Raw genomic sequence first — 26,310 nt, forward strand, 5'->3', positions numbered from 1 at the left:
AACCTTTTAGCTTCTTATCCTTCCCATACTTGAGCTTTCACATTGTTATGGAATTGCTTGAAATACGGATGTTTATAAAAAGCAGTTTCATACACGTATTGCTGTGCATGAGCAATTGGTGGCTGCGGGTATTGCATTTGTAAAGGAACTACAGCTGGTGAAACTTGCATATACATCGGAGCTATCATTATTTTTGTATATAAGTGATGATTATATGGCGAATGCGCAATTAAGAACGGATGATGCATGGATAATCTCCCCTTTTACCTACAATGTTATAGTATATGCAATACCTCTCATTTCGGGGATTATTTCTATTCTAACCAGTCCTCTACATGTTTTATAAATACATCTAAGCAGTCTATAAACGGTGAGTGTCCGCAATCTTCTAATATCTTCAACTCTGCATTCAGTAAATGTTTTGCTAATTCCTCACCGACTACTTGCGGTACGACGTAATCTCTGTCACCTTGTATGACGAGTGTTGGAGCTTTAATATGATGAATTTGCTTATTTCCCTCTACAACCCCGTTATATTCATCCGAAATATTAAATGTAATGAGCGCATAATTTACATCCACGAAATTACGTTGCGTTAACATATCATCTAAATACTTTTCATAACGATCCGGTTCCGGTTGATTATGTGTATATATTAATAGATTCCATACTGTTCGGTAATATAATTTATTCATATTTTTTATCGCGTCTAGCACCGGTGCAATTTGTACGGGATCTTGCGCGATTTCTTCCTTCGTCTTTACTAAACTTGATACGATTGGCTGCCCGTTTATATCTTTTTTAAAAATTGGATATCCCTTCATGCCCACTGATTCTACTAAAATTAACTTTTCGACAAACGTTGGATGATTTGCTGTAAATTGCATCGCAACACCCCCGCCCATTGACCAGCCCATTAATGAAAATTTTTCTAGTTTTAATTGATCGATAAATAGTTTTACATCTATTGCAAAGTCTTGTAATGAATCTATCGATTGATTATATGTTGATTGGCCAAATCCTCTTAAATCAAGAGCGTAAATATGGTATCGGTCTTGCAGCTTTTCAATTACTAAATCCCAATGTTGTGACGACGTCATGTTCCCGTGAATGAGTACAAGAATTTCTGTATTTTGCCTTCCAACTTCCTGATACGCAATCGTTTCTCCGTTCGATAGTGAAACAAACTCCATTGTTGCAGGCTTAATCATCACAAGTTCCCCCATTCTTTTTAATAGAAAGAAAATTCTTTACTTACTTAAAGAATAGCATACAGAATATACGTTCGCAACATAAAACCTATACGAAATTTTTACATAAATCAACATGTCTATTACTAGACAATTATAATGAAAAAGTATATAGTTAGCTAGGTAACTAATTTGAAAGGATCAAAATACATGGACGAAAAACAACATTTTTTTCACATTGTCAGCCAGACTTCTCGCAAGTTTACGAAGAAATTTAATGAACGCGTATCTCCCACTGGGTTATTTAGTGCGCAATGGGCTGTTATTTTCCGCATCAATCAAACTGGTTCTTGTACACAAACAGAGTTATGCCAGTATTTAAATGTTGAATCACCAACGATGACTCGTACGTTAACACGTATGGAAACGATGGGATGGATTATTCGTACAGAAGGAAAAGATCGCCGTGAGAAGCTTATTTCTTTATCGGAAACAGCGATAAAAATGATTCCGGTATGGCAAGAAGAAGTTGATACTTTCGAAGAAAAAACACTAGAAAGTATTAACGAAGATGATTTACATCAAGCATTTGAAGTGTTACAAAAAATCATTAAAAATTTAGATTAAATTGGAGGGATGACGATGCAAAGTGAGAAACTTTGGACGAAGGATTTCCTCGGAACTTGTTTTAGTAGTCTATTTCTCTTCTTAACATTTTACATGCTTATGACTACTCTGCCTGTCTATGTAATAGACGGCCTAAAAGGAAAACCTGAGGAAATTGGTTTAGTTGCAACTGTTTTTCTTATTTCATCTGTTTTATGTAGACCATTTACAGGTAAATGGCTCGATGATTTAGGAAGAAAGAAAATATTATTTATTTCACTTTCATTATTTTTAGCTGCTACTGTTATGTATTTCGGTGCGCAAAGTTTATTTTTATTACTTGCCCTTCGCTTCTTACATGGTATTGGGTTCGGTATGGCAACGACAGCAACTGGTACGATTGTCACAGATGTTGCGCCTGCTCATAGACGAGGCGAAGCACTTGCCTATTTCGGCGTATTCATGAGTCTGCCGATGGTAATTGGTCCTTTTTTAGGTTTAACAATTATTTCTCATTTTTCATTTACTGTACTATTTATCGTTTGTTCCGTATTTTCATTGCTTGCATTTTTATTAGGACTACTTGTAAATATTCCGCATGAAGCACCAGTGAACAAACAAAAACGAGAAAAAATGAAATGGAAGGACTTAATTGAACCATCCTCTATTCCGATTGCTCTAACAGGATTTGTTTTAGCCTTTTCTTATAGTGGCATTTTATCCTTTATTCCTATTTATGCGAAAGAGATCGGTTTAGGAGAAGTTGCTAGTTACTTCTTTATTGTATACGCACTCGTTGTTGTAATTTCTCGTCCATTTACAGGAAAGATTTTTGATCGCTTCGGTGAAAATGTACTTGTTTACCCTGCTATCATTATTTTCACAATTGGGATGTTTATTTTAAGCCAAGCACAAACTTCATTTTGGTTCCTTGGCGCAGGTATGCTAATCGGTTTAGGCTACGGGACATTAATTCCTAGCTTCCAAACGATTGCAATTTCTGCCGCTCCAAACCACCGACGTGGTTCTGCGACAGCTACTTACTTCTCATTCTTTGATAGTGGTATTGGCTTTGGTTCTTTCATTTTAGGTATCGTCGCAGCGAAATCCAGTTACCATAATATGTATTTTATCGCAGCTATTATCGTTGCCTTCACTTTACTTCTATATTATGGATTACACGGACGAAAACAAAAATTCAAGAAACAGCATACAGATGAAAAAGTTTCCGCTTAACATGAATAAGGAAAGTAAACTTCCCCGTTTACTTTCCTTATTTTGTATTTCTTTTAATAGAAGCGTATACTTATAATAGAAATAAAAAAGGAGGGACCGATATGAAACTTAAAAAATCTCCCCTACTCTTACTCATAATCACATTCATATTTGTAATTACAGGGCTCGGTTTTACATACTTCAAACATAATAAAACAATCCCATCGAAAAATAACGTGACGAAGAAAAATTGGTTAGATGATCCTTACTTACGTTGGTCGTACACACATATGAAAGAATTCACTTTAATTAACGAGGTAAATAATAACCCGGATCACGTTTCCCACTTCTCTACCACATCGCAAAACTTAGACGATTTTGCTGTGGAGCGTAGATTTGGAAATACAACTCCTCTAAAAAAACTTTTAGACGATAACAAAACGGATGCTTTTGTCGTTGTACATAATGGACAACTTGTTTATGAACGATATTTCAATGGATATAACGAGAGTGAACCTCATGGCATGGCGTCATTAGCAAAGGTCTTTACCGGAGCAATTATACAATCTCTCGCTGAAGAAAACCGTATTGACTTAGAAAAAACAGCTGACGCATATATAAAAGAATTAAAAAATACACCGTTCGGTAATGCCACACTTCAGCAATTAATGGATATGCAAGTTTCTGTAGAATACCCTACTCATGGATATGAACATCCAGCGTTAGAAAATCAAGATGCACAACTATATTTAGCTAGCAATATTTTACCACGCGGTAAAAACTACGACGGTCCGATGAAAATTTATGATATGTTACGAGAAGCAGAAGAAACTGCACCGCCTGGTTCCGATTTTTCTTACGATAACGGATCAGCTGAAACGCTCGCTTGGGTGATTCGAAAGATCACAGGTAAATCATTAGCGGAAAATGTTAGTGAACGAATTTGGTCTCAAATTGGTATGGAAGAAAACGCGTATTACGTTACAGATGAAACGAAAGTAGAACAAGCAAGCGCTGGTTTAAATGCAACTGCTAGAGATATGGCTAGATTCGGGCAATTACTATTAAACAACGGGGAATATAATGGAAAACAAATTCTCCCTTCTTCTATTACTGAAGATATAAAAAATGTCCAAGAAGGTGAACTTGCAGTTGGCCCTGGAGCTTCCATTTCTTATCATAATCAATGGTGGATTCCGCACAATGAACAAGGTGCTTTCGAAGTGTTAGGCAGTTACGGACAAACACTTTACATCGATCCGAAAGCAAATATGGTCATTGTCCACTTCTCTTCTAACGCTACGCCAAGTAATGAAATACATTCAGTCTACTCAAATATGTATATTGATATTGCACATCATATAGAGAAGCTTCCACAGTAGTGGAAGCTTTTTCTTGTTGGGGTGTTTTATTTGAAGCCACTACCCTCATCAAAGTTATTCATCATTAAACTTTTTATTAGCAATCCAATAATACGTTACGAAGAGTGTCAATAAAATCCAAATAATCGTTAGTAGTACATTGATCATTGCGGTTGCATTCACTTCCCCTGTGACCAACGTTTCCATTGCATGTTTACTCATACTGGCTGGATTAACCTGATCTATTATTGGATTCAAACCGACGATTATTCTACAAGCTAAAAGAAAAGCAATTGAAATTAGCGCAATAATACCTTGACTGTGAAAAATAGCACTTATCATAGTTGTGAAAGATACGATAAAAAGAACCCAAATTAAATAAAATAGTAATCCAGTAATCATGTACGAAAACGGAACAACAGTAAAAAGATAGTTTGTATATAGATAAGAGGTAAAGTATCCAATCATTACACTAAGCGCTACTATTACATAATTTGATACTATTTTCCCCGCTATATATGAAGTAACCGTAACAGGTCTTGTTAAAATAAAAGCTAACATACCGTTAGCTTTATCTGTTTGAATGGCACCCATCATAGAGATTACTAGAATCATAAGTCCGAGCTGATCAAACTGAGACCCCAAAGTACCCGCTAGTACTTCGCCTCCTTTTTGTGATGTCATACTCGGATCGATGGTAATCCCCTGCCCTCCACCTAATGCTCCTAAAATGGATGGTAAGTAATGCGTTACTATTGGCTGTGTTGCCCCTAAAAATATAAAAACAATTGGTAGCCAAATGATCTTAAAATCACGTAACATTTGAACACATTCTTTTTTTATCAATATCATTGAGTTATTCATTTTTGCACCACCAATTTCAAGAAAATTTCTTCTAAAGTATCGTTGCTCATTTCAAATTTAACAATGTCCACTTTATGTTCGAGTGCATTTTGCAGTAACATAATTTTATTTATTTCGATACTCTCAACCTTCACTTTGACTTTAAGTCCTATCACTTCTACATCCTTCACATACGGTAAATTTTTTACAACGTCAATCCACTCTCGATCTTTAGCTGTAATTTCAATGATTAATTTATTTTCATTATTGCGGTGTAAAAGCTCAGTAATTGTTGTATCTTCTATCTTTGTTCCATCTTTAATCATGACAAATCGTTCACAAATTTCTTCTGCATCACTTAATATATGGGTTGATAATAAAATGGTCGTATCTTTTTTTATTTCTTCAATCAGATTTAATACTTCCCTTCTACCTATTGGATCTAATGCAGATACTGGTTCATCCATGACAATAAGCGAAGGCTTATGTAATAATGCTTGTGCAATACCAAGTCTTTGTTTCATTCCCCCAGAAAAGGTACTCACCTTTGAACCTTCTTCTCCACTTAATCCAACTTTCTCCAAAATTTTTGGTATCGACTTTGACAATGCTTCTTTTTTCATCCCTGAAAGTTGCCCCATAAACATAAGGGTTTCTCGCGCTGTCATCCAATGAAAAAAATTAGGGTATTGCGGTAAGTAGCCAATTTCCCTTTTCATTTTTGATATTTTTATCCCATTCAATAACACTTCACCAACATCTGGATTAATAATATCTGAAATCACTTTTATTAATGTAGATTTCCCTGCTCCATTTGGTCCGATTAACCCTACACATTCCCCCGATTGCAGTTCCATCGAGAAAGTATTGACAGCAATTTTTCCTTTAAATGATTTTGTTACATTTCTAATCTCTAATTTCATAATTTCTCACCGTCCTTTCTCCCTATAACAAAGTACAGAATAGGTCCCAATACGTTAACAAAGATAATAATTAGCGTCCATATAAGCACATTTTTTCTTGTATTTCTATGTCGGTATAAATCAATTAACGCAATGGAAACTAAAAGTGCTCCGACTGCAATAACTGGTAATATAATGGGTAGAAAAGCCATAATATCAATGTCTTTAAGATCATTCAATCCATAATGTATTTTCATTGTCATCACTCCTTTCAAATCTCATTATCATTATTGATAATGATAAAATAAAAACGGATGGATTGCAATCATTATTCTCATTATTTATAATGAGAATAAAAAAACAATACATAAGGTGATATAATGAGTAATAAAGTTGAAATTTTAATGCATCCTGTAAGAATGAAAATTTGCCAAGTGTTAATGAGAAATAAGGAAGATGGGCTAACACCATTAGAAATGGTAAAAATCATTAAAAATGTACCACAAGCAACACTATATAGACAGTTACAAACTATGGTTGATTCTGGTATCGTCCATGTAATTAAAGAAAAAAAGGTAAAATCTGTTTCTGAAAAATATTACGCAATCAATGAAGAAGATGCAAAAATTGAAGGAAGTGAATGGAAAGGCTTATCTGATGATCAAAAGTTAAACTACATTTCCTACTACCAGCTATCACTTATGACACAATATCAAAGTTACCTTAAGAAATTAGAGGAACAAAACAGTCAAGAAGATAAGGCTACTTTTTCTGTAGTAGAATTAAAGCTAGATGAAGAACACTTTGGAAAGTTTCAAAATGAACTTAACGAATTAATGATTAAATACTACAATAGCCAAAGTAAAAACGACGAAATTGAGGCTTCAATTCAGACCATCGCTATTACAATTATTCCAGAAACGTAAACTACATACCCCCATTTTGCCTGTCTAACTTAACTTAGTGCATTCTTCTAAATAAAAGTGAGCTATTTAACACTAACATGTTAAATAGCTCACTTTTTCAATCTAAATTAATACTTTTAATAAAATCAAAATGATTTTCATCAGCTAATTTATCGATATAACCCGTTATATACAAATTCGCTTTAGTCACTTCTGTATTCTTAAATTCAGAATAAAAATCAGGAGAAAATGATACTTCCAAAACAACACTATCCCCAGGTTTAACATTTAATTTATTACCTTTAGCTAACACTTTAAATGGATTAGTTGTTTGACCAGATTTTGTTGGGGATTTAGGAAATGAAAACATAACATTATTTTGCGCAATAACATAATCGGTATTATTCGTCATTTTTATTTTATAAGATATTTCAGTGTTCGTATTTGTATTTTTAGAAAGTAATTCATACACTATTCCCTTTTCAATATCTGCTTGTTTAAAAGTATTATTATTTTCACTAGAACAAGCACTCAAAATAAAAAACAAAACCAATATGATTATTCCACATTTTTTTTCATCGATTTATTACCACCTATTAGTAAACACTATATTCTCTTTGAATTGTCATACCATTTGAAACGTACGTAACACTAGTAGTACTAGTACTACTAACTGAAAATCCTGCAATCCCACCACTTACTCCACCTGAATTACTAACTGTTGTAAAAAATTTACCCGTTACTCCCAATGTCACACTAATCGTTGGATATGCCGTTGTCTTCCAAGAATTACTTTGTGCCCATGTAGCAGAATATTTACCCGCAGAAAGAGAAGAACCAACAGTAGCGCTATTAATTTGTCTAAAAGATCCAGAAGAATAAATTTCAATACTACCTTCTAAATCAGCTTTAAAAATAGAATTTCCAGAATAAGTTTGTGTCCAAGAAGCTTGTCTCCAAATAACATTACTACTAGCTGCTGCAGTAGGATTTATTTTACTTAAACTTTGAACAGTTCTAGCAGAAACAAGTTTATCAGCTTCTTTATATGAGATATTTTCATTCTTTGCTACGTTTTTAACATATTGTTCTCTAGTAATATCAATAATTTTAACTCCAGGAATTTCCTCGTTTGATAATAAATTAATTGGTTTTTGTTGTTGTGTAATATCATTTGTAACTAGGGAATCCGCGGAAGCTGGAAAAGCTGATGTGCTTAACATAGCAATCATTAAAGAAGATCCAATAAACAATTTCGTTTTGTTCATTACAACACCATTCTTTTTCCAAAATTAAGAATATTCACCGCTATTTTACAACCTATGTTATTTCAAATCAATAGTTATTTTGAATTCCCTTTGTATTTTTTGGTGTAAATGCTAGACATTTATATACTATATTAGAAATTCGCAATAATCTTGCTCTTATTTTTTCTACCTGTATAAATATCAGAATTTTCAGTATATTGAAGGTTATTCCCAAATCAACCTCGAATAATTGTAATAAACATACATAAGGAGGTTGATCTATTTTGTTTCGTTCTTTTACTAATGGTTGCGTCGCCTTAGTGCAACGTTTCTTGCCAGAACCGTTTATTTTATCATGTTTATTAACTGTTTTTGTTATCTTCTTCGGCATGTTTGCAACGCACCAAACACCTGTGGAAATGATTAATCACTGGGGTAATGGCATTTGGGGACTACTCGCCTTTTCTATGCAAATGGCACTTGTACTCGTAACAGGATCTGCTTTAGCAAATGCTCCTCTTATTAAAAAAGGATTAACGAAAGCTGCAAGACTACCGAAAACGAATGGACAAGGTATTATTGCCATTTCAATCGTAAGTTTACTAGGAGCATACATAAACTGGGGATTTGGTATTGTTGTATCTGTTTTATATGCAAAAGAAGTGGCCAGGCAGCTTGAAGGATTAGATTATAGACTAGCAATTGCTTCTTCTTACTCTGGATTTCTCATTTGGCATGCGGGGCTTTCTGCTTCTATTCCTCTTACGTTAGCAACTGGCGGCGAAACGTTAATTAAAACGACAGCGGGAAGTATAAAAGAAGCGATTCCAATAACAGAAACATTATTTTCACCATACGCACTCGTTCCAGTTATTATTTTTCTCGTTACGATGCCTCTCATTAATAAAGCGATGCATCCAGATGAAAAACATACGATAACAGTAGATCCTAGCGTATTTCATGAAGAAGCTGCCACTCAAGAAGTAGAGAACAATACGTTCGCTGAAAAAATGGAAAATAGCATCATTATTACACTTTGTGTTGGATTGTTAGGTCTCATTTATATTTTCAATTACTTTTATACGAAAGGCTTTAACCTTACTCTCGATATCGTGATTTTTATGTTATTAATTGCTGGACTTATTTTCCACCGTACTCCGATTCAATATATTCGCGCTTTTTCGGACTCTACGAAAAGTGCTTCTGGTATTTTACTTCAATTTCCGTTTTACGCAGGAATTATGGGAATGATGATTGGAGCAAATAGTGAAGGACTTTCACTTGGAGGAGCTATTTCGAATTTCTTTATTAGCATTTCAAACGAAACGACTTTCCCGCTCTTTACTTTTTTAAGTGCTGGCATCGTTAATATTTTCGTTCCGTCTGGCGGCGGTCAATGGGCTGTGCAAGCACCCATTATGATTCCAGCTGGTGCTGAACTTGGTGTCCCTGCTGCAAAAACAGCAATGGCAATTGCGTGGGGCGATGCTTGGACGAATTTAATTCAACCATTCTGGGCATTACCAGCATTAGCGATAGCTGGTTTAGGTGCCCGTGATATTATGGGATTTTGCGTTGTTAACTTACTATATGCAGGATTCATCATTAGTCTATGCTTCTTATTTATTTAAACGAAAAGCTAGTTTTATACTAGCTTTTTTACATAATAAATCACTTATTTCCCACGCAATTTATAACCCTTTCCCACTCTATCTCCGTAAGATATAACGCCTCAAATGCAAAAAAGTCTTCACATACTTTTTCAATTAGATGTGGATTTTTCTTAAGGAAATTCCACTGTAACGCTTTAGGAAGAAAATACGTTTCATACTCTTTACTTCCTCTTACTACCTCATCCACTTCTCTTTCACAGATTCCTCTTATTAAATAATCATTTCTTAATTGAATCTGTATTTGTTGAAACATTTCACTACATTTCTTCAATTGGATTAAACAATTAATATATGTACGAAAAAGTTCGTTATCATAATTGCAACACTTTATTATACGTTCCATTTCATTCATAATGTACGAGCCTTTTCTTCTATTTGTAATAACCACTTTTCCCGCTTCTCTCGTTTACTCGTTTTCACAGATTGAAAAACAGATCGTTTTATATCGCGAATGCCGCAAAAACGTAAAACCCCTCTTTTCATCATAATCCAATCTGCTGATCGATATAATAAGGCGACGTACCATAACGGTGAGTCTAACGTATTAATCACCCACGCCTTCTTCCCCTTCAATAATCCTTTCGGCAGGGCACCTTCATATTTATAAGCAAAGCCAGCAACGAAAATGCGATCAATAAACCCTTTTAAAATAGCAGGCATCCCCCACCACCATATCGGATATATAAAGAGAAGCGTATCTGCTTTTTCCACTAACGTTCTGTACCGGGCTGTTTCTTCTTCATTTACTAAATCACGTCTTTTCTTATCCTCATTAAATACAAGGACTGGATCAAATTGTTCTTTATATAAATCAAGTACCGTAACCGAATGATCTGTTTCTTGTAATCCTTTTTGCACATGCTTTAAAATCGCCGCATTAAAACTGGAAGGACTGGGATGAGCGTATACAATTAGTACATTCACTACAAAACAACTCCCTCTATAAGTTAAAGTTTCCCCTTCTTTAACATCTTCTCTACAATTTGCACGTTTTTTGAGCTTTGTAATAAACGGTTTAATACGGTAAGTAACTCTTCCTTGTCTAAATCTTTCAGTTTCTCTTTCACCGTACTTTCACCAGTGCCTTGAATATCATAAACAACTGCCGCCATATGTTTACAATAGTTTTCATAAGGACACTCGCAGCTACTTTCTGTAAAATCTTCAAGATCAATAATCACTTCATAGTTTCCTGCATTTCCAGTAACGAAAGCAAATATTTTCTTGTCTTGTATTTCAACATCTTCTACATGTCCCTCTTCATAATATTCATACCCTTTATCCATAATGTACTTAGGAATCCATTTCGTTATATCATGTAATAAGTAAGCGTACATAACAACACCTCTTCCTTTAATTCCCTTTTGACTTCCATAACCCCTGCATGTTATTCTAATAACTGTCAAATAGCAAGTCTATATGACAAAACGACTGACACCTATTCGGCGGAGGTGTCTCTTTTCATTTGCAGCCGATATGAAGTGCCTCTTTCAGGCACATTCAATCTTTGACACTACACACTCAACACCATTCCCTTGTATCAGGCTGCTCAAGCAGTCTTTTACTCTACATACTTCAAAAAAAAGAGAGCTTAGCTCCCTTTTCCCGCCTTATAAAATACCCCTTTTTCAGTATAGAGATATTCATCAGCTAATGTAATTTTCCCATCCAGTTTCAGTTCATCTAATAGTCTTGATAAATAAAATTGATGTAACATCTTTTTCGTGAATTTTCCTTCATGATGCGAAACGATATGTTCTTGAATATCTAACAATGATATTGGCTTACCTTGCTCTATCATATATTCATAAACTGTACTACGCAGTTTTACGTATTTTTCGAGTGTCACAGTACTTCGCAACCCCTTTCTTCTTAATATAAATTTTCGTAATCGGTTTTTTTGCAACAAAAAAACCTCTCCGATAAGAAGAAGTTACGTATATATCTTCGTCTTATCTCCCAGAACAAATATGTTCTGCTGGAATTAGCACCTGCATCGCGGTTGCTGGGTTTCATCGGGCCAGTCCCTCCACCTCTCTGGATAAGAAAATATTCACTTAATTCTTACTATACGTAATTTCATTTCAATTGTCAAACAAATACAACAAATTATATTTTCTTTCTTCCTGTTCATACTATACATATATGAATATGCAAGGAGGAGTATGAAATGCACGAAAATGCTCGCGGATATGTACAAGATTCTTTTCAATCATTACAAGAAGCAAAACATTGTTTAGAAGCAGCGCTACAGACTGTTGAAAAAGATTTTAATCGCGCTCGTATTGAACAATCACTTTATGCGATCGAACAAGCTATTCAACGCTGTGATTACACAGTTCATATTTTAGAACAAGATTGAAAAAACTTCCCATCATAAGGTGGGAAGTTTTTTCAAATGGCATACTTCATAATTATTACCGTTATGATTAAAAAATATACAGAATTAGCAATTTCTAAAATACCTACTTTTATAATAGAAATTTTTTTACCGTACAACATAATTGCTCGCATGACACTTGGTATAAAAATAAGAGAACACCACGGATTCATAGCAAATACAATGATTGTTAATACAATATGATAACCCCAAGATATAAAACGATACTTCGGGTTATTTTTCTCACGTATCATCGTTTTCACATAAAACGTACTTCCTAAAAAATATAAAAATGATATAAGTGCAATAAATAGTGCTGTTTTATCTATAAGTTTCATTGAAAAATAATAACTAACTAAACCGCCAATACAGAAAACAATAATCGCACTAATGTCATTTAGTAACGCTCTTTCATTCTTTTGACGAGCGTAATACATATTTACAATAAATAATGGAATCATTACTGCTACGAATAAAAGGATGCGCCATTCATATAATAGAGAAATCATTCCAAATACGAACGCGATGATAAAATATACAATTGCAGCATGTAACAACTCTTTTTTTCGTCTTTGCTTTATGTACATAAGAAATGGATACGTAGCTAAATAGATAAAGAACCAAGCTAAAAACAATGGAATATGATACATAGTAGGTTTCCCAAGAATAACACTTAATAGAAATGGTATAACGAGCATAGCCCATGCACCGTGTTGCTCCGGAATAACTAACTTCATTAACTATACACCTCCCTTTTGAAAATAACTCTCACCTACTATTATACAAATAATTTTATATAATAACGGATATATATTGAATCGATTTTTTGACAATAAAAAATGCTCCTTACAATATGTAAGAAGCATGAAAGAGGCAAACGAATATGTAAGTCGCGACCCTACCTTATATGAGTATGCTTTTCTATGCCATGTTATGCTTTTCTAATATGCCATATTTCTTTTTAAATCTTGTAAGAATCGTAATCCAAGACGTACTAAATAATAGTAAGAAAACAACATTCGAAATCGCATGGCTCAAATCGAAATAAAAACTTGCGATATAATACGAAATGACAGCTTCCCACGTTGCCTCACGTATGAAACCGAGAAGCCCCCAGAAGTTCATAATCCAGCCAAATAAAAATCCAACAAACAATCCGTATAGAAGTCTTCCCCATAGCTTTCGCATTAAAAATGTATTACGTAATAATCCAGCTATAAAACCAATCATACCCCACGAAAACATTTGCCACGGCGTCCACGGACCTTGTCCTAAAAAAATGTTAGATACGATAGCCGCTGTTGCACCAATCATAAAACCAGTTTCACTCCCAAACACAATTGCAGAAACGATAATGACAAATGAAGTCGGTTGTACACTTGGCAATATCGAAAATGGTACGCGGCTAACTGCTGCAATTGCCGCTAACACAGCAACGAGTACAATTTCACGTGAAACAAAAGCCTTTCTTTCAAAGCGGATATAAAACGGTAACATAATAACAACTAATAAAAACAAACTACTTAACATGTAATAACCGTCCATGATAAGTGTAGTAAAGAGTAATGTGCCTATTATTACTGCAAAAATACATATTATGAATGCAACATATCGTTTGGACACGCTTCGTACACATCCTCCCACGTTAATGCATATGGTAACTCTTTTCGAATAAATCGATTAATAGAGGTTGTATAAAAGAAGTTGCCACTAAAAAATTCTTTCGGTGTATCATTCATAATGACTGCTCCGTCAAATAACATCATACATTGATCAACGTATTTCGCTGCAAACTCAATATCATGCGTTGCCATTACAATTGTTGTACCTTCTTTTTGTAGCTTTCTAAATACCTCTCCTACTCTTTCTTTTTTCCACGGATCTAATCCCTTTGTCGGTTCATCAAGTAATAATAAAGTCGGCTTTGATAATAACGTTGTACATAACGCAAGTAGTTGTTGCTCTCCCCCGCTACAATCATGCGGATGGCGTTCTTTAAGCGAGCACAACCAAAACTTCTTCAACATATCTTCTGCTATTTCTTTTCCTTGTTCTCCGTATAACTCGCGTGCACGTTCATACACTTCTTCCCACACTGTATCAAATGTAAAATGATAATACGGATGCTGTGATACATACCCGATACTTTTAAATCGTTCTTTCGAATCAATTTTATGTATCACTTTCCCATTCCACTTTACTTTCCCTCTTCTCGCTTTTTGCAATCCCGCTAAAATCGTCAAAAGCGTGGACTTCCCGGTACCGTTTTTTCCAACGAGAGCTACCCATTTTCCTTTTTCAATCGATACGGTTAAGTCTCGTAAAATAAGTGGACTATTTTTTTCATATTGAAACGAAATATGCTCTGCATGTAAAATAACTTCGTGTTTTTCACTTTTTGCTACTGGCTCATTCACATATGATATCTCTGAAAAGTTATTCAGTTTCATTTGCGCTTCTCGCACTGTAAACGGAATATCTTCTACATTCCATTCTAAAAACAATCTTGGAATTTGCGGAATAAATGGACGGAACTTTTCAGCTTCCCACATGTTCGCTATAACCGTTTTAGGGCTGCCATCATACACGATTTGACCATTATTCATACAAATAACGCGTGTTGCAAGTGGTATCACTTCATCTAAACGATGTTCACTTAAAACAATCGTAATGCCAAGTTCTTCGTTAATACGTTTTAACAATCCTAAAAACTCTTTCGCTGCAATTGGATCTAACTGCGCCGTCGGTTCATCTAATAATAATAGTTTTGGCTGCATAACTAATACCGCAGCTAAATTGACGAGCTGCTTTTGCCCGCCAGATAACGTATGAACAGATTGGTGCAATAAATCTTGAAATCCTAAGAAGCTAATAAGCTCTGCTATTCGTTTTTGAATAATCTGTGATGGTAACCCGATATTTTCTAAAGAAAATGCTAATTCTTGAATGACCGTATCCATTACGAGCTGATTTTCTGGATTTTGAAATACCATACCAATTTCTTGTGCAGATAATAAATCAGGTACTTCCTCTAATAAAACGTCCTCATAAAAAATTTCTCCTGAACGTGTACCGATTGGAAGTAATTCCTTTTTAAAATGTTTCAATAAAGTCGTCTTTCCAGAGCCTGACCCTCCAGCAAGTGCAATAAACTCTCCTTTTTGAATAGAAAGAGAAATATGCTGTAACGCATATTCGTTCTCATCAGCATATACAAATGATAAATTGTTTATTTCTGCATGCGCCACCATATCCATTCCTTTCCTTCCATTATAATTGGTAGACTAATAAACATCATAAATACTCCGAACATCACTCCATCGTATTGCTGAAATAGAATAGATTCGACTTTCGGATAAATGATTAGCTTTCCCCCGCCATACGTATTACATATAATAGCAATGATAAGTAGAATACTTAAATAACTGAGCGTACACCAATCTCGTCTTTCCATTCTATACCGAATATATGTCGTACGCTTCGTTACACCAAATCCACGGGCTTGCATAGAATCTGCTGTTTGCAGCGCATCTTCTAATGAACAAATTAATAATACTTGTAGCAATTGCATACCATTTTTCACCCGTTCCACAATGGAACCTGCATCTACTTGTATACCTTTTGTCTTTTGGACGAGTGTTATTTTCTGTAATCGCCTCATAAACAATGGAACAAACCTCACCGTAATCATCGTTAACAATGCTACTTTCGGTGAAATTCTAGAAAACAAATATAAAAATTTATGACTTGAAATAATATCATTATACGAAGCAAACGTAAACATAATCGCAACTAATAATAACCCCATTACTAGTCCGAACATAATCGCCTCAAGCTTAATACGGCTATCACCTAACCAAAATAATGTAGTTCGGCCTCTATGCGTTAATAACGAATTAAATAAAATGACCATAAAAAAGAAAACGATTGTGCTCGGTAACATCTTTCTTATCTTTTCGCTATTCCCTTGCATCACATTGATTATAACGATTAATAGAATTGCCCCAATTAAAAAAAGAGGATGAAGACACATCATACATAGTATCATCACCCCGATATAATAGAAAAAATTCACAAAAGGATGTAAAGAAGAAAAACTTATTTTCATAGTCCTTTACCGAATGCCTTTCTTATTTTAATACATACACCCACTCGATTGTATCTCCTGGTTTAACTGTTACTACACCTGCACTATGGTTTGGAAACGCACCGTTCACACGATATTTCCATCCACTAGTAGCTGTAATATCTTTTTCATATAAATCATTAATCCCTTTTACATAAACATCGCCTTTAGATCCACTCGCATCCACATCTAAACCTGTACGTTGCAATACTTTATACACTGTATCGCCTTCTTGTACATCCATTTTTTTCGCACCTAATAAGTAGCCTTCATTACCTTTTACTGAGATCGTAACTTGTTTTGCTTGTGGTTTAGGTGGTTCTGGTGGTGGTACTGGGTTTGGTGGTGGTACCGGTGTTGGCGGAGTTGGTACACTATTGTTCTCTTCTGGATTTTTCTTTTGCTCCTGCTTCGGTGTTTCTTTCGGCTGATTCACAACCTTCGCTTCTTCTTTTACTTCTGGTGTTTTCGGTTGTTGTTGTTTCTCTTCTTGTGCTTTTTGTTGTTCTGGTTGCTTAGCGGCAGGCTGTTCCTGAGGTTTTTCTTCTTTCTTTACTTCCGGTTGTGCCTGTGTTTTTTCTTCTTTCGGCTTCTCTTCTACTTTTTGTTCTTGTTTCTCTTTCTGGTCGTCTTGCTTATTTTGCTCTTGTTCAGCTTGTTTCTCCTCCGGTTTTTCTTCCGGTTTCGCTTCATCTTTTTTCTCTTCTTGTTTTGCTACCTCTTCTTGCTTTGGTTCTACTTTCTTCTCAGGCTTTACAGCTGCTTCTTCACATCCGGCAAGTAACCCAAGTGAAAGCATTAAAGAAATGATCCATTTTATCTTACTCATGTTGTCTCTCACCTTTCATATTAAAAATTAGGAGCAAATGATTGCTCCTAATTTTTGTTAAGCTGCTTTACGTCTCCATAATACATATGCAGAAGCTATACATAATACACCCATACCTACTTCTGTAGCTGCACTATGAGAAGATGCTCCTGTTTTTGGTAACGTGCTACCATTTCCGGATTTTTTATTTTTAACCGGTTCGTTATCGACAACAACTTTTAGAGTGTCATCTCTCGTTTCTTGTTGTACTTGCTTTTGTTCTTCTGGTTGTTCAGTAACTTCTTTTTCTACTACAACATTTTCTGAATCCACATTTGGTTTCGTATCGATTTCAGGAACAGATACATTTGACCAGTCATAAATCGATTTTTCAAGATCTTTAAACTGAAGTAGTGCTAATAACGCTTGCTCTGTAGCCATTCCGCTACCGTTTTGATCACTTGGTAACCATTTGAATTCACCATTTGGAAGTTGATATGACAGTAGATTTTGCACTGCCTTATGTAGACGGTTTTGATCTACATCTTTCACAAGTGATAGTCCAATAATTGCTTGCGCAACACTATTAGAGTTTTCTTGTCCATCAGCAGAAAAACCACCATTTTCTAGTTGCTCTTTATATAAATAGGCAACAGCTTTTTCTACAGCTGTCTTCACATCTGGTCGATCTTGATATGGAGCTAATGCTGATAAAACCATACCTGTTACATCAACGCTACTAGCACTGTCTTTACTGCTTGCGCTATCGTAAGTCCAGCCGCCATCTGTATGCTGTGAGTTTAAAAGCGCATCTACTAAAGCAACTCGATTCCATTTTGAATTCACTGGCACTTCATATTTCTTCGTATCAAATGCAAGTAAAGCAAATGTATAACCTGTAACAGAATTTACTTTATCTGATTCATACAATTTTTGAACTAAATTATGTTCGCCAACCTTTGTAGGGTCTGCTTGCATTGCATTCATCATAATAATCGTTCTAGCTAAATCTGTCGCTGAAAAACGGTTAATGCGCTTTTCTACTTTTTCAGTTACTGACTTAACATAATTTAATTTCGCCTCAATTGGAACATTCTTTCCAGAAAGAGAAAGGCCTAAAGCTACCCAATCACTTTCAATTCCATCTTGTAACATCTTTTCAGATGTCTTAGAGATCGCGTCATTTACTTTCGCTGCTGGAACTTGAATGTTCTCTTGCTTTGGTTGTTCTATCTTTTCATCATTTGTTTTTGGTTCTTCTGGTTTTTCTTGTTTTGGATCATCCGTTTTTGGATCATCTGTTTTTGGTTCTTCTGGTTTTGGGTCATCTGTCTTTGGTTCTTCTACAGTTTTACAAGTACCAAATTTATCTAATGTTTGCTGTAATGTTTCCTGGCTCATATTGCTCCAGTCTGCAACAAAACGAAAGACAACAACATCTCCAGACTTTAATTTATAACTATCTGCTCCAACTTCTGCAGATTTATCATTTACATCATACAACCAGCCGCTTGTGTCCCCAGCCATTAAGCCGTCAATGCCTTTAACATACGTTCCAAACGACATCGTCTCTGCTGTTACTTTGTCCCCCATGACTTTTTGCAGCAAACTTAAAGCTGTTTCCCCATCTGTAATTTGCTCTTCTTTCGGACATAACATAATGCCCTTTTGTGATTCACCAATAATTGCAAGTTTTGCTGTATTTCCTTCAGCAAACGTAATATGTACTGTATTCGCAAAAGAAACAAATACAAGTGTAACTGCCATTAACGACGTAAGCAGCCATTTTTTTAACATTGCCATCCCAAAATTTCCTCCCTTACTACTATTCACACAAAAAAAGGCCCTTCAAGGGCGTGCAATTGACACTCTTTTTTTGTAAGTGTCGAACAAACTGTACAACACCTCCTACCCGCATCATTCGCGGCTATATTTGTATAGGAAAAATAATTTTGTTTATGAACGTATCATTGTGATAACATTCACTTTTCTAGGCACTACTTACTTCCATTTCAGTTATCGTAAAACGATAAACCTATACATTCTGTAAATTATAAATTTCTGTATTATTTTACTATTGACAAAGAATTTTGTCCATGCTTTATCGGATTTATTTTCTAAGAATAGTAACTTACTAGCCTTTAACGATGCAAACTCTTTTCACTAATAATGACGCCATCTTCATCCGCATACACATATTCATTCGGCTTCCATTCTACTTGTCCAAATTGCAACGAAATATTCCGCTCTCCTTTTCCTTCTTTTACACTTCTATTTGGCATCGTCCCTAACGCTAAAATACCAATATTCATATTCTTTAGTTCACTAGAATCACGAACATATCCATTCACAATAATCCCTGCTAGCTTTCTTTCCTCCGCAATAGCTGCCAAATTATCACCAAGTAACGCACAATTCGTAGATGCTCCGCCATCAACAACTAATACCGTTCCTTCTGGTAGTGTTTGCAATCCTTCCTTCACTAGTACATTATCATCCTTCACTTTTACCGTTGCAATTTTCCCGTGAAATTGTTCTTTCTTCCCAAAAGAACGAAAAGACTGGCGACATATTTGTAATTCCTTTTCAAACTCATCACATAAATCCGTAGTTTTCCACATCTTATTCCCCTCTTTTCCTTATTCTTTCTATATAACATATTCTTGGATTATTTTCGTTTCCCTGTCTAATGTTGCAAGAATTTGTATGTGCAGAAAAAGGACAGAAAAACTATTGCCTTAGGAAGCAACCTTTATTATAATCGATTTCACAGATAAGTTTCAGAATATTAAAAATTAACCAAGTGAAAAAGGAGGAGTTTTATGCAATTACAGACTGAGGCAAAAAAACAGCCGCGTAAACGAAAATTTAAAATGCCTGACGCGTACGTACTACTATTTTTTATTGCCTTACTTTGTGCAATAGCTACATATTTCGTTCCTGCTGGAGAGTTTAAAAGAGTTACAAACGGGACTGTTACAACGACAATACCAGGAAGTTATCATTCTGTTCCACAATCGCCGGTAGGATTTGTTTCTTTTTTTACCGCTATTGAAAAAGGAATGACACTTGCTGCTCCTATCATCTTTTTAATTTTATTTACAGGTGGAGCTATTGCGATTCTTGAAAAAACAGGCGCTCTTGACGGTTTAATCTATCATGTGATTAACAAATTTCGTAATCAGCAATTACTTTTCATTTGCATTGTCGCCGCACTCTTTTCTATTCTCGGAACGACTGGTATTATCGTTAACTCAGTTATTGGCTTTATCCCCATCGGCATCATCGTTGCACGTACATTAAAATGGGACGCTATCGTCGGCGTAGCAATTATTTATTTAGGCACTTATGCCGGTTTTAATGCTACTATTCTATCTCCCTCACCTTTAGGCATTTCACAAAAAATTGCAGAACTTCCGATGTTTTCGGGGATTGGTTTACGCACGGCAATTTATATCTCTTTTTTAATTGCTACCATTTTATATATTAATTGGTACGTAAAACGTTTAAAGAAATCGAATAAAGGAAGCATTCTCGGTGACAACTGGTTTCCAAGTAATGCTCTTTCAAGTGAGAGAGAAATAGAGAAAACAGAAGTTCCTTGGACAATACGCCACAAATTAATTTTACTCGTTTCAGCTTTATCGTTAATTGCATTTTTAATAGGCGCTTTTCGTCTACATTGGACAGACGCAGAAATGACCGCTACTTTTATTTTCATAGCAATTACAGCGGGAATAATAGGCGGCATGAAAGCAAACGATATCGCTTCTACTTTTCTAGCAGGCTGCCAAAATCTCATATACGGTGCTTTGATCGTCGGAATGGCTCGTTGTATTTCAGTCATTTTAGAACAAGGCAAATTGCTTGATACAATTGTGAATCAGCTAGCACAGTCTCTCGAAGGACAAAGCCCTGTATTTGGCGTTATCGGTATGTATGTAAGTAGTGCCGCATTACATTTCCTCATTTCATCCGGGACAGGAGAATCTGTTATTTTCATTCCGATATTAGCTCCATTAGCTGATTTCATGCACATTACACGCCAAGTTACAGTACAAGCTGTTATGCTCGGCGAAGGTGTGGTAAACTGCCTCAATCCAACTTCCGGTGTTTTAATGGGCGTACTCGCAGCGAGCGGCATTTCTTACGGAAAATGGATTCGGTTTATGGCTCCTCTTGCATTCATCTGGTTTATCATCGGACTTATTTTTCTTATTGTTGGCGTGAATATTGAGTGGGGACCTTATTAAAAGACTCATATTATACTTAACTTGATAAAATATCTATCCTATTCCCCTCTCCAATCCTATAAAAATCACTTATTCTAGTATAGATATAAATAGGGATTGATCATAGTGATCAATCCCTTCTCTCAAAGTAAAATATCTTTAAGTATTTTAGTTCCAAATTTTATTTACCCATTCCGGATGATCAATAAAAGGATTACGATTATGTTGATATTTCGTAAAAATCACTTCATTACGCTTTCGCTCTAAATCATCTACCGGGTCTTGTTCATTCCATTTTAGTAAAACGGATAGTTTGCCCATGTATGGATCTTTATTGTTATTCACCTTTTCATTTAATTCTAAGTCTATTTCCCCATTGTCTCCTTCATAACGAACAGCCATGTAAAATAGCATTCTAGCGATATCTCCTTTTACACTATCACGAGGCTCCCAAGAATCACTATCATATTTACATTCTGTCGCTTCCGAATGATTCACGCCACCATTATCAAAATCCAGATTTCCACGTGAACTATTTACAGATACATCCGTCGCTCTTAAATGATGCAAATCTGTTCCAGGTCCTGCAGTCGTGCCAAAATCACCGTGTGATTTTGCCCAAACATGCTCTCGATTCCAATTATCCACTCCTGAACCATTCGTAAGTTTCCCTTGCGAACGCCCAGTATATAAGAGTATCACATTGTTTTTATTATTTGGATCTTCATCAGTATCTCTTAGCGCTTCCCAAACCGCACTGTATGATAACTTTGTATGATCATCAATAATATTATGAAGTTCCTTCTTTAATTCTAAACCCGTTTTTCCTATTGCATTATTATAATATGTATCGTCATAGCTTTTTACAGTAATCTCTTGTGGTGATGCAGAAGCTACTTCACCGTGTATGATATCTGTGAATGATAGAGATGCAGTACTTAAAATAAAAAATGAAGATAGTGTAACCATAGCAAGCTTTGTATTCCGAAACTTCATATACCCATTTCCCCTTTAAAATATAATTTGAAGCTATTAACTAAAAAGAACTTTCTATCCCCCCAAAACTTTTAGAAAGCCATACCCACCCTTTTCTTTTTATTTAATACAAAAACTCTATTGAGTCTGTATCATTTCCCCACTTTGGTTTATCTACTTTTCAAGCAATTTCACTTTTCACAAGGAATATCCTTCTCTAGTAAAGATTATTAAAATATTCCTTACAATTAAAAAGTAGTTTAATGGTAACTCATAAATTTCAATTTTTTTATGCAATTATGCATATTTGATAAATCGTTCAAAAAACATTTTGAATAAAAATTAAGATGATAGTTCGACTTTTCCTTTTTCTATAATTGTCTTTATTTTTTGGTGTAAAACCCTTCTTCCTCTGAAGAATAAGTACAAAAATAGATTGGATACCATGTAGGCACCAATCTATTTTAATTAAAGAAACTTTGTTAATTCTGAGTTAATAACACATTGTGCAGTAATGATAACATTTTTATATTGAGACAGAACTACTACTATTTATTTGGTATCGAATCTATATACTTTTTAACTACTTCATATACATATTCTTGATTTGCCGCCGCTGTATTTGGATTGTATTTTCCACCGTTTGTTTTATTGTTAGATAATACTCGAATCCCTAAAAATGGTACGTCATAAGCTTTTGCAATTTGCGCTGCTGCAGCACCTTCCATTTCTTCTACAGATGTACCGTATTTTGTATGGAACCACTTAATTCTATCCACTTCATTATTCCAAACATCTGCTGAACCTATAGTCCCTTCCACCACTTTACCTTTTGTATATTTATCTTTCACCGCATTTGCTGCTGCAAGTAAATCCTTATCTCCCTCGTAGTATCGGATTTTCTCAGCATTTGGATCTTCTCCTGCACTTCCTTCCGAAGCCATTAAGTCCATTGAAATCCATTTTGTCGGTTCAATCCCTTGATTCTCATCCATATTTGTTGTTTTTAATGAACCTATATTCGCGACTTTTTTCCCTAAAACAATATCAAATACATGTAAATTAGGATCATGTCCACCTGATGTTCCTTGGTTAATAATCGCTATAGGCTTATATTTTTCAATAGCCACTGCTGTAGCGGCTGCTGTATTTTCCATACCTTTACCTGTTTTCGCAACAATTACAGGATAATTATCGACAGTTCCTTTATAAAATACGAAAGTTCCAGACTTTTCTTCTTTCACATTTTTTAACCTTTTTGCAAACTTTTCAGCTTCTATCGGCATTGGCCCTTGAATTAAGATTGGTTTTTGATTGTTTTTTGCCTCAACTTGTTTCGGACTCGCATTACATCCCGCAAGTATCGAGAATGAAAATGCAACAGTAGTTACTAGGGCAGCACATTTTTTCAACGTATTCTTCTTCATAAATAATCTCCTCTTTCTCTTGTTGTTTTCTATACTCGATGCTTTTGGTCCAAACAAAAAAGTTCTAGAAATTGTAGAAGAATCTCTACTTTCTAGAACTACGGTAGTCAAAGTTAATTGAGCAAAAGATAAAACAAATGCAAAATTATAGATCGATAGCGCTCATTGAACAGCACGGCCGAATACTTTAACCCGTAGTCCAGTTCTTTCATTGGGAACTAGGTAGAAACGCTCGGACCATATTACCGAGTATATACGAGTGATGATGTGTAAAATTATTATATTGGTAATATATCAAACTTTTAGTGTGCACGCAATCTAAATATGAACATTTTTATCAAAAATGTCTAAAACGTTCGTTTTTAAAGCTAAAACCAATAGGTTTTTTCATTATACAGGGGATAAAAACACAAAAAACTTACAACACAAATACTAAACTAGATTCACCTACAACAACCGATCGTATATCAACAATTGATTTTCCTCACTTCCACCTTATATTGAGTTGGAAGTCTTATTCCTCTCGTATTGCGAGATAAAATGCGCCTCTATCCAATTCACAATTATTTCTTCTAGCATCGGGTGAAGTGGCTTTCCCGCTCCCTCTTTATAGTTCTTTTGAAGCTCTAATACTTTAAAATCTCTTTCAAAACTTTTTAAACTATGATCCATATTTTTTATTACATGTACTGCTGAATCACCCTTCACATAATGACCAATTCGCTTCATTTCCCATAAGCTATGACGGTAATTACAAAACCTGAACACTACAAGATTATTATCTACTTTCATTGTTATACCAAACGTTACCTCTTATAAGACGGATTATATGAGGGGCGAAATAAATAGGAACACCAAATGTTTGGCTAAACCAAACCGAAATTCATCTCCCACCTACCGCTAGACTATCGCCTTTCACACGCCCCAGGAAGGAGACTCCTTTCGGATAATACGTTAACACTATGCAACTCTCTACCTAGTATTTCACCGTTATCTTATAATAATGACAAAAAGGATTGATTATAGTAATCAATCCTTTTCATTTTCATCGCTCCAAACTAAATCTCTGCAGCTAATAAATTGTACTCATTGTCAAAAGAAGCATGGATTCTATGTCCACCAAATAAATCTCCATCATTATATTCGCAATATATATCATTTTCTCTCATTACAATGTCCATCAGAGTAATAGACCGCTCAAATGTTTCTTTCGTCATATCATATTCTCCTGCATCTACAGCATCCCAATCTAAATGTTCATCATTCTCATCATATTCAGGCCAAAAATCATTTTTATACTCTATTAATTCTTCCGCTATAGCGACCTTAGCTTTTTTATCAAATTCCTCTAAACATACATAAAGCTTTTCTGCTCTTTTCATCATTTCATGTACATGTACACGTTCATTTCTAATATCCAATTCCCAATGTACTTCTCCTTCGTTTTGTTCATATGTATGAAAAGTTTCATTAAAGATAAACATTCCAATCAATTCACTTTTTATTGATTTTTCCATGATTTCATTTCCTTTCTATATGTGAAAGAGATACTGTTATATTTTAAGTAGTTATAGCGTTGACTTTCATATTATATAAAACCTGCATTATGGAGAAAGTAAAACTTTAATTGAATTGCAGTGAAGTATCCTATACTTCACCCCTCTGCCAATAAAACAGCAACCCCCTCCCGTTTTGGGAGAGGGTCAATCCTTATTTTGTTTTTCTAACAATTGAATAATCCTATCTAACTTTTGCTCAACTGGACCTTGCTTTTTGCGATTACTAGTATGCAAAATTATACGTATAATTCCTCCCAACAATACACCGATAATCAATGCGGTGATGGCGTAATAAATACTAGTTCCTAAAAACATTATCCAAACCCCTTTTTCCTTATTATACCATCCGGAAGATGTGATTTGTTGCGTAATTTCGATTGTATCAGTTATTCATGATACGTTAACATAATGTCTCATTGATGCTAATACATTTCCACACCTCTTATTATTAACACACAGGTCTTCTACAGGTCATCGCTCTCCCTTCCACTCTCCTCAAATCTGCCTAATTTTGATGCGTAAATCTTACTGCCCGGCAAATAGCGGGAGACATTTATTAATAAAAAATCAAAAACACTTGAAGTTGACGTTGGGTCATTTTATATACTGTTAAGTAGCTACTATTTAGCAATTTCATAAAAGAAATTAGAAAAATAGGAGGTTTTCAGATGAAACAGGGCGATATTATTATTTATGGATGTGTCATTATAGGTGCAGGAATCGGACTGATATTGGATCATGCATTTCCTGGTGTGCTAATTGGATTAGGAGCAGGCTACTTACTTAAAAATCTTTTTAGTAAAGAAGAATAGATGTGGTATGAAAAAAATAATCGTTAACGATAAAATCTTAACGTACAGA

The 26,310-nt window shown here is 35.0% G+C and carries 30 protein-coding genes, 1 pseudogene and 2 riboswitches; of the genes and pseudogenes, 8 read left to right on the forward strand and 23 right to left on the reverse strand.

What is annotated here, in order from left to right; genetic code table 11:
• Positions 1–14: 14 nt before the first annotated feature.
• On the reverse strand, positions 15–248 hold the full coding sequence (locus DN392_RS11925; RefSeq protein ID WP_000546484.1) for a hypothetical protein: 234 nt from the start codon (positions 246–248) through the stop codon (positions 15–17).
• A gap of 66 nt (positions 249–314) precedes the next feature.
• A complete protein-coding gene (gene phaZ, locus DN392_RS11930) occupies positions 315–1,226 on the reverse strand; it encodes an intracellular short-chain-length polyhydroxyalkanoate depolymerase (protein ID WP_116891144.1) in 912 nt (303 codons plus the stop codon).
• A gap of 174 nt (positions 1,227–1,400) precedes the next feature.
• Here phaZ and DN392_RS11935 point away from each other — a divergent pair, with 174 nt between their 5' ends.
• From DN392_RS11935 to DN392_RS11945, 3 genes are all read left to right on the forward strand, one after another.
• Positions 1,401–1,817, forward strand: coding sequence for a MarR family winged helix-turn-helix transcriptional regulator (locus DN392_RS11935; RefSeq protein ID WP_048566004.1), 417 nt, complete (start codon positions 1,401–1,403; stop codon positions 1,815–1,817).
• 15 nt (positions 1,818–1,832) lie between these two features.
• The gene (locus DN392_RS11940) at positions 1,833–3,032 is read left to right on the forward strand and encodes an MFS transporter (RefSeq protein ID WP_048566003.1); all 1,200 of its coding nucleotides are present in this window, start codon (positions 1,833–1,835) and stop codon (positions 3,030–3,032) included.
• Positions 3,033–3,133: 101 nt separating this feature from the next.
• Complete coding sequence (locus tag DN392_RS11945; protein WP_048566002.1) at positions 3,134–4,393, forward strand: serine hydrolase domain-containing protein; 1,260 nt, start codon at positions 3,134–3,136, stop codon at positions 4,391–4,393.
• 54 nt (positions 4,394–4,447) lie between these two features.
• Here the strand turns inward: DN392_RS11945 and DN392_RS11950 are convergent, their stop codons facing one another.
• The 3 genes from DN392_RS11950 to DN392_RS11960 are packed head-to-tail and all read right to left on the reverse strand — an operon-like array spanning position 4,448 to position 6,374.
• Positions 4,448–5,236 (reverse strand): ABC transporter permease subunit, encoded by a 789-nt coding sequence (locus DN392_RS11950; protein WP_048566001.1) that lies wholly within the window; start codon positions 5,234–5,236, stop codon positions 4,448–4,450.
• On the reverse strand, positions 5,233–6,138 hold the full coding sequence (locus DN392_RS11955) for an ABC transporter ATP-binding protein (RefSeq protein ID WP_000764129.1): 906 nt from the start codon (positions 6,136–6,138) through the stop codon (positions 5,233–5,235). The genes DN392_RS11950 and DN392_RS11955 overlap by 4 nt, the downstream gene beginning before the upstream one ends.
• On the reverse strand, positions 6,135–6,374 hold the full coding sequence (locus DN392_RS11960) for a PLD nuclease N-terminal domain-containing protein (protein WP_048566000.1): 240 nt from the start codon (positions 6,372–6,374) through the stop codon (positions 6,135–6,137). The genes DN392_RS11955 and DN392_RS11960 overlap by 4 nt, the downstream gene beginning before the upstream one ends.
• 123 nt (positions 6,375–6,497) lie before the next feature.
• Here DN392_RS11960 and DN392_RS11965 point away from each other — a divergent pair, with 123 nt between their 5' ends.
• Entirely contained in the window at positions 6,498–7,043 is a 546-nt protein-coding gene (locus DN392_RS11965) for a transcriptional regulator (RefSeq protein ID WP_000066856.1), read from the forward strand.
• A 97-nt stretch (positions 7,044–7,140) separates the two neighbouring features.
• Here DN392_RS11965 and DN392_RS11970 read toward each other — a convergent pair whose 3' ends face one another.
• Positions 7,141–7,575 (reverse strand): hypothetical protein, encoded by a 435-nt coding sequence (locus DN392_RS11970; RefSeq protein ID WP_000242419.1) that lies wholly within the window; start codon positions 7,573–7,575, stop codon positions 7,141–7,143.
• Between the two features lie 43 nt (positions 7,576–7,618).
• Positions 7,619–8,290, reverse strand: a complete 672-nt coding sequence (locus DN392_RS11975) for a hypothetical protein (RefSeq protein ID WP_088321393.1) — start codon at positions 8,288–8,290, stop codon at positions 7,619–7,621.
• 263 nt (positions 8,291–8,553) lie between these two features.
• On the opposite strand from DN392_RS11975, the gene DN392_RS11980 reads away from it, so the two are divergent.
• Complete coding sequence (locus DN392_RS11980; RefSeq protein WP_088321394.1) at positions 8,554–9,900, forward strand: short-chain fatty acid transporter; 1,347 nt, start codon at positions 8,554–8,556, stop codon at positions 9,898–9,900.
• A gap of 40 nt (positions 9,901–9,940) precedes the next feature.
• Here the strand turns inward: DN392_RS11980 and DN392_RS11985 are convergent, their stop codons facing one another.
• From DN392_RS11985 to DN392_RS12000, 4 genes are all read right to left on the reverse strand, one after another.
• Positions 9,941–10,294: a hypothetical protein gene (locus DN392_RS11985; protein WP_001004513.1), complete on the reverse strand. Its 354-nt coding sequence runs from the start codon at positions 10,292–10,294 to the stop codon at positions 9,941–9,943.
• Positions 10,291–10,866 carry an NAD(P)H-dependent oxidoreductase gene (locus tag DN392_RS11990; protein WP_001101662.1) on the reverse strand — a complete coding sequence of 192 codons (576 nt, stop codon included), beginning with the start codon at positions 10,864–10,866 and terminating at the stop codon, positions 10,291–10,293. Before DN392_RS11990 ends, DN392_RS11985 begins: the two co-directional genes overlap by 4 nt.
• A 23-nt stretch (positions 10,867–10,889) precedes the next feature.
• The gene (locus tag DN392_RS11995; protein ID WP_000271508.1) at positions 10,890–11,279 is read right to left on the reverse strand and encodes an SWIM zinc finger family protein; all 390 of its coding nucleotides are present in this window, start codon (positions 11,277–11,279) and stop codon (positions 10,890–10,892) included.
• Positions 11,280–11,533: 254 nt separating this feature from the next.
• Complete coding sequence (locus DN392_RS12000; protein ID WP_002108033.1) at positions 11,534–11,851, reverse strand: hypothetical protein; 318 nt, start codon at positions 11,849–11,851, stop codon at positions 11,534–11,536.
• A gap of 40 nt (positions 11,852–11,891) precedes the next feature.
• Positions 11,892–11,990: riboswitch (SAM riboswitch) on the reverse strand.
• A gap of 122 nt (positions 11,991–12,112) precedes the next feature.
• Between DN392_RS12000 and DN392_RS12005 the strand changes: the two genes are divergently transcribed.
• Positions 12,113–12,304, forward strand: a complete 192-nt coding sequence (locus DN392_RS12005) for a hypothetical protein (RefSeq protein WP_000544998.1) — start codon at positions 12,113–12,115, stop codon at positions 12,302–12,304.
• A gap of 32 nt (positions 12,305–12,336) precedes the next feature.
• Here the strand turns inward: DN392_RS12005 and DN392_RS12010 are convergent, their stop codons facing one another.
• The 7 genes from DN392_RS12010 to rraA all read right to left on the reverse strand — a co-directional run bounded on the left by DN392_RS12010 (position 12,337) and on the right by rraA (position 19,877).
• The gene (locus tag DN392_RS12010) at positions 12,337–13,059 is read right to left on the reverse strand and encodes a YwiC-like family protein (protein WP_000779944.1); all 723 of its coding nucleotides are present in this window, start codon (positions 13,057–13,059) and stop codon (positions 12,337–12,339) included.
• A gap of 184 nt (positions 13,060–13,243) precedes the next feature.
• Entirely contained in the window at positions 13,244–13,945 is a 702-nt protein-coding gene (locus DN392_RS12015; RefSeq protein ID WP_002108030.1) for an ECF transporter S component, read from the reverse strand.
• A complete protein-coding gene (locus tag DN392_RS12020) occupies positions 13,918–15,579 on the reverse strand; it encodes an ABC transporter ATP-binding protein (protein WP_142292460.1) in 1,662 nt (553 codons plus the stop codon). The genes DN392_RS12015 and DN392_RS12020 overlap by 28 nt, the downstream gene beginning before the upstream one ends.
• A complete protein-coding gene (locus DN392_RS12025; protein ID WP_002108021.1) occupies positions 15,552–16,430 on the reverse strand; it encodes an energy-coupling factor transporter transmembrane component T in 879 nt (292 codons plus the stop codon). The genes DN392_RS12020 and DN392_RS12025 overlap by 28 nt, the downstream gene beginning before the upstream one ends.
• A gap of 22 nt (positions 16,431–16,452) precedes the next feature.
• Positions 16,453–17,277 carry a DUF4430 domain-containing protein gene (locus DN392_RS12030; protein ID WP_064449719.1) on the reverse strand — a complete coding sequence of 275 codons (825 nt, stop codon included), beginning with the start codon at positions 17,275–17,277 and terminating at the stop codon, positions 16,453–16,455.
• A 57-nt stretch (positions 17,278–17,334) separates the two neighbouring features.
• Positions 17,335–19,059, reverse strand: coding sequence for a DUF4430 domain-containing protein (locus DN392_RS12035; RefSeq protein ID WP_088321395.1), 1,725 nt, complete (start codon positions 19,057–19,059; stop codon positions 17,335–17,337).
• Between the two features lie 338 nt (positions 19,060–19,397).
• The gene (gene rraA / locus DN392_RS12040; protein ID WP_064449721.1) at positions 19,398–19,877 is read right to left on the reverse strand and encodes a ribonuclease E activity regulator RraA; all 480 of its coding nucleotides are present in this window, start codon (positions 19,875–19,877) and stop codon (positions 19,398–19,400) included.
• Positions 19,878–20,078: 201 nt separating this feature from the next.
• On the opposite strand from rraA, the gene DN392_RS12045 reads away from it, so the two are divergent.
• Positions 20,079–21,509 (forward strand): YfcC family protein, encoded by a 1,431-nt coding sequence (locus DN392_RS12045; protein WP_016087062.1) that lies wholly within the window; start codon positions 20,079–20,081, stop codon positions 21,507–21,509.
• 147 nt (positions 21,510–21,656) lie between these two features.
• On the opposite strand, the gene DN392_RS12050 is transcribed toward DN392_RS12045, so the two are convergent.
• The 5 genes and pseudogenes from DN392_RS12050 to DN392_RS12075 form a co-directional block, all read right to left on the reverse strand.
• Positions 21,657–22,484, reverse strand: coding sequence for an endonuclease I family protein (locus tag DN392_RS12050; RefSeq protein ID WP_064449722.1), 828 nt, complete (start codon positions 22,482–22,484; stop codon positions 21,657–21,659).
• A 527-nt stretch (positions 22,485–23,011) separates the two neighbouring features.
• The gene (locus DN392_RS12055) at positions 23,012–23,890 is read right to left on the reverse strand and encodes a 5'-methylthioadenosine/S-adenosylhomocysteine nucleosidase (protein ID WP_074650875.1); all 879 of its coding nucleotides are present in this window, start codon (positions 23,888–23,890) and stop codon (positions 23,012–23,014) included.
• Positions 23,891–24,065: 175 nt separating this feature from the next.
• A riboswitch (purine riboswitch) is annotated at positions 24,066–24,169 on the reverse strand.
• Between the two features lie 216 nt (positions 24,170–24,385).
• A pseudogene (locus tag DN392_RS12060) lies at positions 24,386–24,616 on the reverse strand (hypothetical protein); the annotation flags it as partial.
• Positions 24,617–24,948: 332 nt separating this feature from the next.
• Entirely contained in the window at positions 24,949–25,407 is a 459-nt protein-coding gene (locus DN392_RS12070; RefSeq protein ID WP_016087058.1) for a DUF2262 domain-containing protein, read from the reverse strand.
• Between the two features lie 186 nt (positions 25,408–25,593).
• On the reverse strand, positions 25,594–25,764 hold the full coding sequence (locus DN392_RS12075) for a DUF4083 family protein (RefSeq protein ID WP_064505216.1): 171 nt from the start codon (positions 25,762–25,764) through the stop codon (positions 25,594–25,596).
• 353 nt (positions 25,765–26,117) lie between these two features.
• Between DN392_RS12075 and DN392_RS30360 the strand changes: the two genes are divergently transcribed.
• Positions 26,118–26,261: a hypothetical protein gene (locus DN392_RS30360; RefSeq protein WP_170771057.1), complete on the forward strand. Its 144-nt coding sequence runs from the start codon at positions 26,118–26,120 to the stop codon at positions 26,259–26,261.
• Positions 26,262–26,310: the final 49 nt, after the last annotated feature.

The organism is Bacillus sp. BB51/4 (genome assembly GCF_008368845.1).
In the GTDB taxonomy this organism is placed as follows: Bacteria; Bacillota; Bacilli; order Bacillales; family Bacillaceae_G; genus Bacillus_A; species Bacillus_A wiedmannii.